The 14,377-nt window shown below is 64.6% G+C and carries 10 protein-coding genes; 4 read left to right on the forward strand and 6 right to left on the reverse strand.

Features of this window, described 5'->3' with window-relative positions; all coding sequences use genetic code 11:
* Positions 1-115 precede the first annotated feature (115 nt).
* Both ACZBJS_RS16775 and ACZBJS_RS16780 read left to right on the forward strand, forming a co-directional pair.
* A complete protein-coding gene (locus tag ACZBJS_RS16775) occupies positions 116-1,936 on the forward strand; it encodes a flavin-containing monooxygenase (RefSeq protein ID WP_463438893.1) in 1,821 nt (606 codons plus the stop codon).
* Positions 1,937-1,985: 49 nt separating this feature from the next.
* Positions 1,986-3,929, forward strand: coding sequence for an alkyl/aryl-sulfatase (locus ACZBJS_RS16780; protein WP_463438894.1), 1,944 nt, complete (start codon positions 1,986-1,988; stop codon positions 3,927-3,929).
* Positions 3,930-4,049: 120 nt separating this feature from the next.
* On the opposite strand, the gene ACZBJS_RS16785 is transcribed toward ACZBJS_RS16780, so the two are convergent.
* The 6 genes from ACZBJS_RS16785 to ACZBJS_RS16810 form a co-directional block, all read right to left on the reverse strand.
* Positions 4,050-4,754, reverse strand: coding sequence for an ABC transporter ATP-binding protein (locus ACZBJS_RS16785; protein ID WP_168857898.1), 705 nt, complete (start codon positions 4,752-4,754; stop codon positions 4,050-4,052).
* Positions 4,747-5,496: an ABC transporter ATP-binding protein gene (locus ACZBJS_RS16790; protein ID WP_463438895.1), complete on the reverse strand. Its 750-nt coding sequence runs from the start codon at positions 5,494-5,496 to the stop codon at positions 4,747-4,749. The genes ACZBJS_RS16785 and ACZBJS_RS16790 overlap by 8 nt, the downstream gene beginning before the upstream one ends.
* A 10-nt stretch (positions 5,497-5,506) precedes the next feature.
* Positions 5,507-6,493: a branched-chain amino acid ABC transporter permease gene (locus tag ACZBJS_RS16795; RefSeq protein WP_463438896.1), complete on the reverse strand. Its 987-nt coding sequence runs from the start codon at positions 6,491-6,493 to the stop codon at positions 5,507-5,509.
* Positions 6,493-7,362, reverse strand: a complete 870-nt coding sequence (locus tag ACZBJS_RS16800) for a branched-chain amino acid ABC transporter permease (protein ID WP_028334343.1) — start codon at positions 7,360-7,362, stop codon at positions 6,493-6,495. The genes ACZBJS_RS16795 and ACZBJS_RS16800 overlap by 1 nt, the downstream gene beginning before the upstream one ends.
* 16 nt (positions 7,363-7,378) lie before the next feature.
* Positions 7,379-8,632 (reverse strand): ABC transporter substrate-binding protein, encoded by a 1,254-nt coding sequence (locus ACZBJS_RS16805; protein ID WP_168857900.1) that lies wholly within the window; start codon positions 8,630-8,632, stop codon positions 7,379-7,381.
* A 302-nt stretch (positions 8,633-8,934) separates the two neighbouring features.
* Complete coding sequence (locus tag ACZBJS_RS16810; RefSeq protein WP_057017535.1) at positions 8,935-10,002, reverse strand: glycosyltransferase family 4 protein; 1,068 nt, start codon at positions 10,000-10,002, stop codon at positions 8,935-8,937.
* A gap of 313 nt (positions 10,003-10,315) precedes the next feature.
* On the opposite strand from ACZBJS_RS16810, the gene ACZBJS_RS16815 reads away from it, so the two are divergent.
* Positions 10,316-12,079: an ABC transporter ATP-binding protein gene (locus tag ACZBJS_RS16815; protein ID WP_463438897.1), complete on the forward strand. Its 1,764-nt coding sequence runs from the start codon at positions 10,316-10,318 to the stop codon at positions 12,077-12,079.
* 84 nt (positions 12,080-12,163) lie between these two features.
* The gene (locus ACZBJS_RS16820; RefSeq protein ID WP_168857902.1) at positions 12,164-14,365 is read left to right on the forward strand and encodes an amylo-alpha-1,6-glucosidase; all 2,202 of its coding nucleotides are present in this window, start codon (positions 12,164-12,166) and stop codon (positions 14,363-14,365) included.
* The last annotated feature ends 12 nt before the right edge of the window (positions 14,366-14,377 follow it).

Genomic DNA, 14,377 nt, shown 5'->3' on the forward strand with positions numbered 1-14,377 from the left:
ATTGGTCGCAGATGGCCTGATTTGTCAATATATCGGAATGAATTTGCAAATCGTGTCGATGTCGGTTTATCTGCCGGAATAAGGACAAGGAACCGCTGGAGCGAGGCGACTCCCGATGACGATGACCGAGCAAGCCCGAGACGCAAAGCCCGCCGCGATCGACAAGGAGAGGCTGCGCCTGAAGTATCAGGAGGAGCGCAACAAGCGGCTGCGTCCCGACGGCAATGACCAGTATCTCCAGATCAAGGGCCAGCTCGCGCATTATCTCGACGATCCCTACACGCCGGTCGTTGAGCGCGCGCCGAAGACCGATCACGTCACCTTCGCCTCTATCGGCGGCGGCTTCGCCGGGCTCGCCACCGCGGCGCGGCTGACCGAGGCCGGGATCAAGGACGTCCGCATTGTCGAGAAGGGCGGCGATTTCGGCGGCACCTGGTACTGGAACCGATATCCCGGCGCGCAATGCGATACGGCGTCGATGGTCTACATGCCGCTGCTGGAAGAGACCGGCCACATGCCGTCCGAGAAATACGCGCATGCGCCCGAGATCCTCGCGCATTGCCAGCGGATCGGCCGGCAATTCAGTCTCTACGACAACGCGCTGTTCCACACCGAGGTCACGAGCCTCGATTGGGACGCCGCGCAATCGCGCTGGATCATCCGCACCACGCGGGGCGACGCGTTTACCGCGCAATATGTCGGCATCGGCACAGGCCCGCTGCACGTGCCGAAACTGCCCGGCATACCCGGCATCGAGCGCTTCAAGGGCCACTCGTTCCACACCAGCCGCTGGGATTACGACTACACCGGCGGTGACCCCAAGGGCGCGCTGATGGAGAAGCTGGCCGACAAGCGCGTCGGCATCATCGGCACCGGCGCGACCTCGGTGCAATGCATTCCGCACCTCGCGCGCGCCTGCAAGGAGCTCTACGTATTCCAGCGTACGCCATCGTCGGTCGATGTGCGCGGCAACGAGCCGATCGATCCCGACTGGTTTGCCGAGATCGCGACGCCGGGCTGGCAACAGCGCTGGCTGGAGAATTTCACCGCCAACCAGGCCGGCGGATCGGCCGAGGAGGATCTGGTGCAGGACGGCTGGACCGACCTGTCGAAGCGGATCCGCGCCAAGATCATGCTGCTGCCGCGCGAGCAGCGAAGCGTGGAGAACATGCGGGCCGCGTTCGAGGATTCTGACTTCGAGAAGATGGAGGAAATCCGCAACCGGGTCGACACCATCGTCCGCGATGCCGACACTGCCAGGAATCTCAAGGCCTGGTACGGCCAGCTCTGCAAGCGGCCATGCTTCCACGACGCCTATCTGCAGGCGTTCAATACGCCGGGCACCCATCTGGTCGATACCGACGGCAAGGGCGTCGATGAGATCACCGAGAACGGAATCGTCGTTGCGGGCAAGGAGTATCAGCTCGACTGCATCATCTATGCGTCCGGCTTTGAGGTCGGTACCGAGTACAAGCGGCGCGCGGGCTTCGATCTGACCGGCCGCGACGGCATCAAGCTATCGGAGCACTGGGCCGAGGGCATGCGTACCAAGCACGGCATCCACGTGCACGGCTTCCCCAACGTGTTCTTCGTGCAGCCGACCCAGGGCGCCAATCTGATCTCCAACGTGCCACACAATCTGACCGAAGCGGCGCGCACCATCACGCTGATGGTCGGCCACGCGCAGGACAACGGCTTCATGGAAATCGAGGTCAGCAAGGAAGCCGAGGATCGCTGGGTCGAACTGCTGCTGACTGGCGTGGGCCGGATGATCGGCGGGCCGGATTGCACGCCCGGCTACTACAACAATGAGGGCCGTGAGCCCGGTCCCGCGGCCAAGCTCAATGTCGGCCATCCCTCGGGCGCGCTGGCCTACTTCAAATATATCGACGGCTGGCGCCGTAGCGGCCAGTTCGAGGGCGTGCAATTCCGCTGAGGGAAGCGCGATCGGAACCGATTTCCGCCAATCGAGGGAGTGCTTGAGTATGGCCCAGACAACCGCAAGCGAAACGTCGCACGAAAGTCCGAAGGCGGCATCCGCGCCGGTCATCGCGCAGCACGCGGCGACGCTGAAGGCGCTGCCGTTCGCCGACACCAGGGACTTCGACGACGCCGCGCGCGGCTTTCTCGGCACCATCGAGAACGCACGCGTCACCTCGGCCCAGGGCAGGGCGGTCTGGAGTCTCGAGCCCTACGGATTCCTGTCCGAGGAGAAAGCGCCCGCGACCGTCGATCCGAGCCTGTGGCGGCAGTCGCGGCTCAACATGCATCACGGCCTGTTCGAGGTGGTGCCGGGTGTCTACCAAGTGCGCGGCCTCGACATCGCCAACATGACCCTGATCGAGGGTGACACGGGCGTCATCGTGGTCGACACGCTGACCTCGATCGAGGGCGCGCGCGCCGCGATGGAATTGTACTTCCGGCACCGCGGCAAGCGGCCGGTCGCCGCCGTCATCTTCACCCACACCCACACCGACCATTGGGGCGGCGCCCGCGGTGTGCTCGACGACGCTATGTTGGCGGCGGGCGTGCCGATCATCGCGCCGAACCTCTTCATGGAGCATGCGGTCTCCGAGAACATCATCGCGGGGCCGGCGATGCTGCGCCGTGCGCAATACCAGTTCGGGCCGTTCCTCGCCAAGGGCGTGCGCGGCCATGTCGACTGCGGCCTCGGCAAGACTATGGCGGCGGGCGGCGTGGCGCTGCTGCGGCCGACCGATTTGATCATCGCGACCGGCGACAAGCGCGTGATCGACGGCGTCGAGTTCGAATTCCAGATGGCGCCGAACAGCGAGGCGCCGGCGGAGATGCATTTCTTCATCCCGCGCTACAAGCTCCTGAATCTTGCGGAGAACTGCACGCACAATTTCCACAATCTGCTGCCGTTCCGCGGCGCGGATGTGCGCGATGCGCTGGCCTGGTCGAAATATCTCGGCGAGGCGTTGCAGATGTGGGGCGGCAAGGCGGAAGCGATGTGCGGCCAGCACCACTGGCCGGTGTGGGGGCAGGCGCGGATCGACAGCATGATCCGCGAGCAGCGCGACCTCTACAAATACGCGCACGACCAGACCATCCGTCTGATGAACCATGGGCTCAATGCAGCCGAGATCGCCGAGACGATCCGCCTGCCGCAGAGCCTGGAGGGCGCCTGGCACGGCCGCGGCTATTACGGCCACATCAGGCACAATGTGAAGGCGATCTACCAGAAATATCTCGGCTGGTACGATGCCAATCCGGTCAACCTCGATCCGCTGCCGCCGGTCGAGGCCGGCAAGAAATATGTGGAGTATATGGGCGGCGCCGACGCGATCCTGAAACGCGCCGCGGCGGATTTTGCCAAGGGCGAATTCCGTTTCGTGGCGCAGGCCGTCAGCCATCTCGTGTTCGCCGAGCCTGATAATCAGGCCGCGCGCTCGCTCCTCGCCGACACGTTCGAGCAGCTCGGCTATGCCGCGGAAAGCTCGACCTGGCGCAACGCCTATCTGTTCGGTGCGCAGGAGCTGCGGCAGGGCATGCCGAAGACGCCGCCGCGCTCGCCGATGCCGCACGAGACGCTGGCTGCGCTGCGCACCGATCAGCTTTGGGACGTGCTCGGCATCCGCCTCAACGGCCCCAAGGCCGAAGGCAAGCGCATCGTGCTGAACTGGAGCTTTACCGATACCGGCGAGACCTTCGTGCTCAATCTCGAGAATTCAGCCCTGACCTACGTTAGGGGTGCGCAGGCGGCCGATGCGCAGGCGAGCTTCACGCTGGCGCGCAGCGTGCTGGACGAGGTCATCGCCAAGCTGACCACTTTCCCGGACGCCGTCGATGCCGGCAGGATCAAGACATCCGGCGAGCTGCAGCGGCTCGATGAATTGATGGCGCTGATGGACGAATTCCCGCGGATGTTCGAGATCGTCGAGCCGAAGCGGACGGCGGTGACGTGACGAAGTCATTCCGGGGCGATGCGAAGCATCGAACCCGGAATCTCGAGATTCCGGGTCTGGTCCTTCGGACCATCCCGGAATGACGTGGCACTTAACTTACGCACTGAGTTGGCAAGTATCTCAAATCCCGAGATACGCCGCCTGCACCTGCTTGTTGCCCGCGAGCTCGGCGCTGCTGCCTTGCATGATCACATTGCCGCTTTCCAGCACGTAGGCCCGCTGCACCAGCGACAGCGCGCGGCTGACATTCTGCTCGACCAGCAGGATCGCGGTGCCCATCTTGTGGATCTCGCCGATCTTCTCGAAGGTGACGTCGGTCATCACAGGCGCGAGGCCCAGCGAGGGCTCGTCCAGCATCAACAGGCGCGGCTTCAGCATCAGGCCGCGGCCGACCGCGAGCATCTGCTGCTCGCCGCCGCTCATGGTGCCGGCGAACTGTTTCCTGCGGTCGGCGAGCCGCGGGAAGATACTGTAAACGAGCTCCATCGTGCGCGCGCGATCCGCCTTGGCCTTCGGCGTGTAGGCGCCGATCTCGAGATTCTCCTGCACCGTCATTTCCGGGAACACCTGGCGGCCTTCCGGCACATGCGCGATGCCGAGCTCGGGAATCCGGTAGGGCGGCAGCGTGGCGAGGTCGACGCCGTCGAACGTGACCTTGCCGCCGAACAGCTTGACGAGGCCGGAGACGGCGCGCAGCGTCGTGCTCTTGCCGGCACCGTTGGCACCTAACAGGCCGACGGCTTCGCCCTCGCCAATGGAGATGCTGACATCGGTGATGGCAGGGACCGAGCCGTAGCTGGCGCTGACGCGCGAGAGCTCAAGCATGGGCGTCTCCCTGCGCCGGCGGATGCACATAGGAGCCGAGATAGGCGCGGATCACTTCCGGATTCTCCACGATCTCCTTCGGCACGCCCTCGGCGATCTTCTGGCCGTGGTCGAGCACCACGATGTGGCGAGCCACCGCCATGATCGCGCGCATCACATGCTCGACGATCACGATGGTGAGGCCGCTGGCGGAGAGCTTCTTCACCAGCGCCACCGCCTGGTCGATCTCGGCCGGGTTGAGTCCGGCCATCACCTCGTCGAGCAGCAGGATCTTTGGCTGCGTTGCCAGCGCGCGGGCCATTTCCAGCCGGCGCTGGTCGATGGTGGTGAGGTCCTTGGCCGGCGTCTGCTCTTTGGCGGAGAGGCCGACGAACTCGATCGCCTCGAGCGCCTTGTTGCGCGCGGCCGCGATATGCCGGTCGCGCAGGAACGCGCCGGTCATCACATTGGCGAGCACGGTCATCGCGCCGAACGGCTTTGCCACCTGGAAGGTGCGGGCAAGGCCCAGCGCGCAGACATCATGCGGCTTGAGCCCCACGATCTCGTGACCGAAGGCGAGCACCGAGCCGGAATCCGGCCGATGAAATCCCGTGATCAAATGAAAGCTCGTGGTCTTGCCGGCGCCGTTCGGCCCGATGAGCGCGACCGTCTCGTTCTCCTGCACCGTGAAGCTGACGTCCTGCACGGCGCGCAGGCCGCCAAAGCGCTTGCTGAGACCCTTGATGACGAGTGCTTCTGACATCGCGACGACCTCAGGCGCGCGCCGGCTTGCGCCGGGCGGTGCGGTGATAGATGTCGGTCGCGAACCCGATCAGTCCGGTCGGCCGCCACAGGATGACAGCCATCAGGATCAGGCTGTAGACCGTGAGCTGGATGCCGCCGACCGAGCTGCCGAGCCAGCTTTGCAGCAGCGCCGACGTGGTCTCCAGCAGCACGGTGCCGATCACCGGTCCCCACAGCGTGCCGATGCCGCCGACGATCGACACCAGCGCCGCCTCGATCGAGACGTTGAAGCTGAACGCGGTCGCGGGATCGATGAAGTAGATGTATTGCGTGTAGAAGGTGCCGGCGAGCGCGGTCAGGAACGCGCTGATGATGTAGATGTCGCGCTTGACCTTCGGCGCGTTGACACCGACCGCCTCGGCGGCGTCCTCATCCTCGCCGATCGCGACGAGATAGTAGCCGATCCAGGATTTCTCGATTCTGTGGGTGATCCACAGCCCGACCACGAGTAGGCCGAGCACGACGTAATAGTACGACGACTTTTCCTCGAACTGCATCATCAACGGCGCACTGCCGAGGTTCGGGATCGTGGTGCCTTCGGCGCCCCAGGCGAAGTCGCGGAACTTGAGGAAGATCAGCATCAGCACCTGGGCGGTCGCGATGGTGGCGATGGTGAAATAGGGACCGCGCAGGCGGAAGCAGAGCCAGCCGATCGGCAGGCTTGCGAGCATCGCGACCACGCCGCCCGCAATCATCCCGATCCAGGGTGAGATGCCGTAGTTCACCTGCATGATGGTGGAGGTGTAGGCGCCGAGCCCGAAATAGGCGGCGTGGCCGAGCGACAGCTGCTTGGCGTAGCCGCCCATCAGGTTCCAGGCGACGCCGATGAAGGAGAACAGCAGGATGCGGATGAAGATGTCGATCGCGAACGATGAGGTGACGAGCTGGGGCAAGGCGAGCATGACGACCGCCCCGATCGCGAGCCACAGCCATTTGAAGTTGCTGGACGTCTGCATCACCGGCCCCTCCTGGCGCCGAGCCCGCTCGGCCTGAACGCGAGCGTCAGCAGCAGCAGCGCGAACACCACGATCAAGCCGGAATCGGCGCCGACGAACTGGATGCCGAGCGATTCCGCGACGCCCATCATCAGGCTTGCGATCAGCGCGCCCATCACATTGCCGAGCGTGCCCATCACGACCGCGACGAACGCCATCAGCACGAACACCTGGCCGACGAATGGATAGGCTGAATAGAACGGCATCAGCAGCGAGCCGGCGGCGCCCGCGAGCGCCAGCGCGGTGCCGAACGCGACCGCGAACACGCGGTTCGGATTGATCCCCATCAGCATCGCGACGTCGCGGTTCTGCGATGCGGCGCGCATCGCGCGGCCGAGATCGGTGGTGTGCAGGAATACCCACAGCAGCCCGCTTAGCGCCATCGCGACCGCGAAGGCGATCAGTTTCGCCACCGGGATGTACAGCCCGCCGATATGCCACGCCGCATCCGAATAGGACGTGTGGACTGTGCGGTAATTGGCGCTGAACAACATCAGCGAGAGATTGAGCAGCAACAGCGACAGCGCGAAGGTCAGGAAGATCTGCGGCATGTCGTTCGGCCCCAGCACCCTGCGGATCAGGAAATGCTGGATCAGGACGCCGGCGAGGAACAGCACCGGCATCGAGACCACGAGCGAGACCAGTGGATCGATGCCGAACTGGGTGGCGAGGAAGAACGAGATATACATCCCGATCATCACGAACTCGCCCTGGGCGAAGTTGACGATCTTGACCACGCCGAAGATCAGCGTGACGCCGATGCTGACAAGCGCGTAGATGCCGCCGATGAGCAGGCCGTTGATCACGGCCTGGGCCAGTGTCTCCCACATGCGATGCGACCGCGGTTCAGGTCTTCATCAGCGGGGCGCGGGCGTCTTCCTTCGGGAAGACGCTGACGAGATCGGTGTTTTGCCACTGCACGCCGACCGGGCGGCCGTAGACGTTCTTGCCGTCCGGCCCGAACTTCACCTTGCCGCCCGGCGCCATCGCAGCAAAGCCCGAGGAAACATCGAGCGTCGAGAGCGCCTCGCGCACCTTCTTGGGATCGGCGGAGGCGGCGCGCTCCAGCGCGTCGGCCAGCATGAAGGTCTGCGCGACCAGGCCGCCGGCATATTCGAACGCGAACTCGCCGGTGCGCTTCTTGAATTCGACATTCACCTTCTGCGCGTCGTCGCTGACGTCGTGGTTCCAGTGCGCAACGCCCTGCAGCCCCTCGGCGGCATTGCCGACATTCTTGTAGAAGTCCGGCATCACGAAGCCGCCGGAGCCGCCGTTGATCGCGATGTTGAGCCCGACCTGCTTTACGGTGCGCACGATCAGGATGAGGTCGTTGAGATAGGACAGCGAGAACAGCGTGTTGGCGCCGGAGGCCTTGACCTTGTTGATCAGCGGGCTCGCGTCGGTGAAGCCGGCCGAGTAGGGCTCGAACATCACGATCTCGACGCCTTCGCCCGGCGCCAGCTCCTTCAGCCCGTTCGAGGTCGAGGTGCCGAACGCGGTGTTCTCGAAGATTACGGCGACCTTGGCCTGCTCGCTGACCAGCTTGGCCATCTGCAGCTGCGCCTTGGCAAACTGCGAAGCGCGCGCGAACGGCGTGAAGGTGTAGGTGCGTCCCTTGTTGAGCTGATCGGAACTCGATCCGGTGATGATCGGGACCTTCGCCCGTTCGCAGACTTCGCTCGCGATCAAGGTCAGCGCGCTGGCATAGCAGCCGTGGATCGCCGACAGCTTGTTGCCCGTGATCAGGCGGTCGGTCTCGGTGCGCGTCACCGTGGTGTCGCTCTGCACGTCCGAGACGATGAGGTTGAGCTTGGCGCCGCCGAGCGACTTGATGCCGCCGGCCTCGTTGACCATGTCGACCGCGAGCTTGGCCGCAGCCACGCAGCCGACGCCGATCTGCGCCATGCTGCCGGTGGTCGGATAGAGCGCGCCGATATTGATCGGATCGGCCGCCCAGCCGCGCAGCGGAACGGCGCCGAACGCGCCTGCCGCCAGCACGCCGCCGGTCTTGGCGAGGAATTTGCGGCGGTTCAGCTTGTTTTGTGAGGCTCTGGTCGGTGCGGCATTATTAATGGCCGACGGCTTGCGGTCCCCTGTCATGGCGTTCCCCCTGCGCGATCACGGCACGGTTGCTCCGTCCGCTCGCTTATTATTTTTTGCTCAAGCGCGGCGCATAAGAGCACGTAATTCGGCATTCGCAAAGGCGATATCAGCCGAACTGATGGGGAAACCTGTCATCGCTGGTGCGTCGCAGCAATCGTGCGACGCGGGCATGCGTAGTGTTTTGCTGCGTGAGAGTTGCCGCCGCTCACGACGGTATTATTGACAATCGAACGACCCGACGGACCGGCACGGATGGTGCCGGCCGGCCCGCCGGATCATTCGATCGGCCGCTGCAACTGCTACTCTGCGCTGGCCACCAGCTTGAAGCGCGGCTCAGCTTCCATCAGGCCGCGGAAGGCGGCGAGATAGTCGAGCGCCATGCGCCGCGCGGTGAAGCGGGTCTCGAACTGCTTGCGGATCGCGTCGCGATTGAGCGTTCCTAGGCGGCCGACGGAGGAGATCGCACTGATCTCGTCCTCGACGATGAAGCCGGTCAGGCCATCCTCGATGATCTCCGGCACCGAGCCGCGGTTATAGGCGATGACGGGCGTGCCGCAGGCCATCGCTTCGATCATCACGAGGCCGAACGGCTCCGGCCAGTCGATCGGAACCAGGAGCCCGATCGCGCCGCTGAGAAAATCCGGCTTCTCGCGGTCGCTGATTTCGCCGATGAACTCGACCAACGGGTTGCTGGTGATCAGCGGCTTGATCAACTCATCGTAATATTCCTGGTCGGCACGATCGACCTTAGCCGCGATCCTCAGCGGAATGCCGCAGCGGGTTGCGATCTTGATCGCGCGATCGACGCCTTTCTCCGGCGCGATGCGCCCGAGTACCGCGAGATAGGACGGCTTCGCCGGTTGCGGCGTCAGCAGATTCTCCGGTAGGCCGTGATGGATGGTGCGCACCCAATGCGCCTGCGGCACCGGCCGCCGCTGCGCGTTGGAGATCGAGATCACCGGAATCTTCGAGAAGGTGTTGAAGACCGGCTGATGCTCCGGCAGGTCGAGCCGTCCGTGCAAGGTGGTGACGAACGGCGTCGGCTGCCGCGCGAACAGCGACCACGGATAATAGTCGAGATGGCAGTGCAGGAAGTCGAACTCCTCGTCGTCGGCCTTCTGCCGCACGCGTTCCAGCATCACCATGTGGAGCGCATTGGGATCGCGGACCGAGCCGTCGAGCCGCAGTGCCTTCGGCCAGGTCGCATCGAGCTTCGCGGAGGTTTGAGAATCGCCACTGGCGAACAACGTCACGTCATGTCCAAGTGTTACAAGTTCTTCGGTCAGCCAGTGCACGACCCGTTCGGTGCCGCCGTAGAGCTTGGGGGGAACAGCCTCCGTCAGCGGGGCAACCTGCGCGATGCGCATCTCTCCGTCTCCTGTTTGTAATGTGGAATGAACTACCCTCAGCCCTCAGATGGCACCGACATGCCAAAGACGGGAACGTTCTCGCACGTGCGAGGTTCCTTAGATGTGGGAGATCTGCCGCTTCTTTCTTCCATCACACTGTGGTCTTGCTGATGCCATCACGCTCCAACACGGTTTTGCCTATGCCAGCGTTGCAAAATTGTTGCGCAGTGATGGCTGCATCAAGGAATCCCACCGCCGCCCTTCACGTCATCGTGCGCGAGAGCTTCGACTAGAATTTTCTCGTTCACCTTCAACAGCTTTGCAGGACGTCATGGACCATCTGTCAGGATACGCGCATCGTCCGTTTCCCTTTGTGTTGCGCTATCTGCGCCGGCGTCTGCCGTCGCATGTTGTGATTTTGTCAGCCGTTGTTGCGGCGGTTGCCTGCTCGGTAGGCACGCAATACGGCGTGAAGAATCTGGTCGATGCGCTGTCGGCAGGGCCGTCGGCCGCGAACGGCGTATGGCTGGCATTCGCTCTGCTCATGTCACTGATTGCAGCCGACAACTTCCTGTGGCGGATCGCGAGCTGGACCGCGAGCTACACCTTTGTCAGCGTCACCGGCGATCTTCGCCGCGACATGTTCCGCCATCTCACCGGCCACGCGCCGAGCTATTTCACGGACCGGCTGCCGGGCATGCTGACCAGCCGGATCACGGCGACCTCGAACGCGGTGTTCACCGTCGAGAATATGTTCGTCTGGAACGTGTTGCCGCCCTGCATCGCGACCTTCGCGGCGATCGCCCTGGTTGGAACAGTCAGCGTGACAATGTCGGCAGTGCTGATCCTGATCGCCGGAACCATGGTGGTGGCCATGTTCCGCATCGCCGCCGCTGGCCGGCCGCTGCATGACGATTTCGCCAACAGGGCGGCCGCCGTGGACGGCGAAATGGTCGACGTCGTCAACAACCTGCCGCTGGTACGCGCGTTCTGCGGCCTCGGCTATGAGCACGAACGCTTCGATGCGACCGTCAATCGGGAACTCGTCGCGCGTGGCCGTTCCCTGCGCTATCTCGAGAAGCTTCGTCTCATTCACGCCGGCGTGACCGTCATCCTGACCATCGCGATGCTGGCCTGGGCGCTCAGTCTCTGGCAGCAGGGCGCGGCGACCACCGGCGATGTCGTGCTGGTCTGCACGCTCGGCATCTCGATCCTCAGCGCCACCCGCGATCTCGCGGTCGCGCTGGTCGACGTCACCCAGCATGTCGCGCGGCTGACTGAGGCGCTGGCGACGCTGCTGCAGCCGCACGAGCTGAAGGACCATCCGGAGGCCGAGGCGCTGGTGAAGAGCGGCGCGGCAATCGCCTTCAACAACGTCTCGTTCCGCTATCCCGGCGGCCTGCAGGTGTTCGAGCGCTTCAGCCTGCGCATCCAGCCCGGCCAGCGGGTCGGCCTGGTCGGCCACTCCGGCGGAGGCAAGTCAACACTGTTTACCCTTCTGCAGCGCTTCTACGACGTCGAGCAGGGCAACATCACCGTCGACGGCCAGGACATCTCGCGCGTCACGCAGCAAAGCCTGCGCGCCGCAATCTCGGTGGTGCCGCAGGATATCTCGCTGTTCCACCGTTCGATCCTGGAGAACATCCGCTACGGCCGGCCGGACGCCACCGACGACGAGGTGCTGCGGGCGGCGATCGCGGCGCGCTGCGACTTCATCGAAACTTTGCCCGAGGGCATGAACACCATCGTCGGCGATCGCGGCGTCAAGGTCTCCGGCGGCCAGCGCCAGCGCATCGCGATCGCGCGCGCCTTCCTGAAGGATGCGCCGATCCTGCTGCTCGATGAGGCCACCGCGGCGCTCGATGCCGACTCCGAGGAGGCGATCCGCGAGGCGTTGTCGCGGCTGATGCGCGGGCGTACCGTGGTCGCGATCGCGCACCGCCTCGCGACGTTGCGCAGCTTCGACCGCGTGCTTGTGCTGCAGGGTGGCCGGATCGTCGAGGACGGTCCGCCCGATATCCTCGTGAAGGGAAGGGGCCCCTACCGCGACCTGGTCGCGCGTGAAATGGGCCGACTTTCCACCAGCGCGGCCTGACCCCGCGTCGTCAAGTGCGTTTGTGCGTTCCGGTGCGTTCGTTCGAACCAGGATACGGGCCAAGCAAAGTCGCCAGAGGTTCAGATGGCAGCTGACGTCGTTACGCAGATCATCACCGCTCGCATCACGGAGCACGTCGCCGAATCGCCGTTCTACATTCCGATGACCGGGCCCGCGGCGCGGCCGCGGCGCTCGCTCAAGCATGACGACACCTTCATCGTGCTCGACAGCCATGGCGACATCGGCGCCTCGGCCGGCGGGCCGGACGGCCTGTTCAACGCCGACACCCGCTACCTGGCGCGGCTGGAAATGGTGCTGGAGGACGTGCAGCCGCTCCTGCTCGGCTCCAACATGCGCGACGACAATTCGGCGCTGACGGTCGACCTTACCAATTCCGACGTCTATCGCGACGACCGCCTCACGCTGCCGAAGGACACGCTGCATATCGTGCGCTCGATCTTTCTGTGGCGCGGCACGGCCTATCAGCGCATCGGCCTGCAGAATCACGGCGATCATGCCGCAAGCTTCGATCTCACGCTGCTGTTCGACAATGACTTTGCCGATCTGTTCGAAGTGCGCGGCGAGCGCCGGCCGCGGCGGGGCATCGGCTCGAGCAAGCTGCTCGGCCCGACCGACGTGGTGCTGGAATATTGCGGCCTCGACGAGCAGACGCGGATCACCGCGCTGCATTTCGATCCGCGGCCGACGCGGCTGTCGGTCAACGCGGCGACCTATCATTTCGATCTCGAGCCGGGGCAGGTCACGTCGCTGTTCGTCGCGGTCTCCTGCAACAAGCCGATCATGCAGAAGCCGGTGCCGTTCTTCCGCGGCCTGCTGGCGCATCGCCGCGAGATGCGGACGTCGTCGGCCGGCGCAGCCAGCATCGAGACCTCGAACAACATCTTCAACGAGGTGCTGTGTCAGGCGATGGCCGACCTCAACATGCTGATGACCGAGACGCCGCAGGGCCGTTACCCCTATGCCGGCATTCCCTGGTATTCGACGACGTTCGGCCGCGACGGGCTGATCACCGCGTTGCAGATGCTGTGGGTCGATCCACGGATCGCCAAGGGCGTGCTGAAGCGGCTCGCGCTGTTCCAGGCCAAGGCGGTCGATCCGCTGGCCGATGCCGCGCCAGGCAAGATCCTGCACGAGATGCGCGGCGGCGAGATGGCCGCGCTTCGTGAGGTGCCGTTCGCGCATTATTATGGCAGCGTCGATTCGACTCCGCTGTTCGTGCTGCTCGCCGGGCTCTATCTGGAGCGCACCGGCGATTTGGAGACGCTGCGCGAGCTGTGGCCCGCGGTCGAGGCCGGCTTGCAATGGATCGACGGCCCGGGCGATCCCGACGGTGACGGCTTCGTCGAATATCAGCGCGCCACCGAGGAGGGGCTGCGCAATCAAGGCTGGAAGGATTCGTTCGACGCCATCTTCCACGCCGACGGAACGCTTGCCGAGGGCAATATCGCGCTCGCGGAAGTGCAGGGCTACGTATTTGCCGGCAAGCAGCTTGCCGCGCGCGCGGCGCGCAAGCTCGGCTTTGCGGACAAGGCTGCGAAGCTGGAAGCCGAGGCCGAGCGGCTGCGCGAGCGGTTCGAGGAAGCATTTTGGTGCGAGGAGCTCGGCACCTATGCGGTCGCGCTCGACGGCGCCAAGCAGCCGTGCAAGGTGCGCACGTCGAATGCCGGCCAGACATTGTTTTCCGGCATGGTGCGGGAAGACCGCGCGCGACGGGTCGCCGCCGACCTGATGAGCCAGAAGTTTTTTTCGGGCTGGGGCATCCGCACCGTCGCCGCGGGCGAAGTGCGCTACAACCCGATGTCCTATCACGACGGCTCGATCTGGCCGCATGACAATGCGCTGATCGCGCTCGGATTTGCCCGCTACGGCCTCAAGCATTCGGTCGCGCATCTGTTCAAGGGCCTGTTCGACGCCGCGAGCTATATGGAACTGCGGCGGCTGCCGGAATTGTTCTGCGGCTTCCGCCGCGAGCGCCGGCGCGGCCCGGTGCTCTATCCCGTGGCCTGTGCACCGCAGGCCTGGGCGAGCGCGACGCCGTTCACGCTGCTGGAGGCGGCGCTCGGCCTCGAGTTCGACACCGCGCGCGGCGAGATTAGGTTGCGCGATCCGCGGCTGCCGGAGTTCCTCAACGACGTGGTGCTGCGCGACCTCAGGCTCGGCGCTTCCAGTGTCGATCTGAGGCTGCGCCGCCATGACGACGAGGTGTCGCTCGAAGTGTTGCGAACGCGCGGCCAGATCCAGGTGTCTATCGTGCTGACGCATTGAGCGTCGTCGCGC

Source organism: Bradyrhizobium sp. KZN70725, assembly GCF_055264925.1.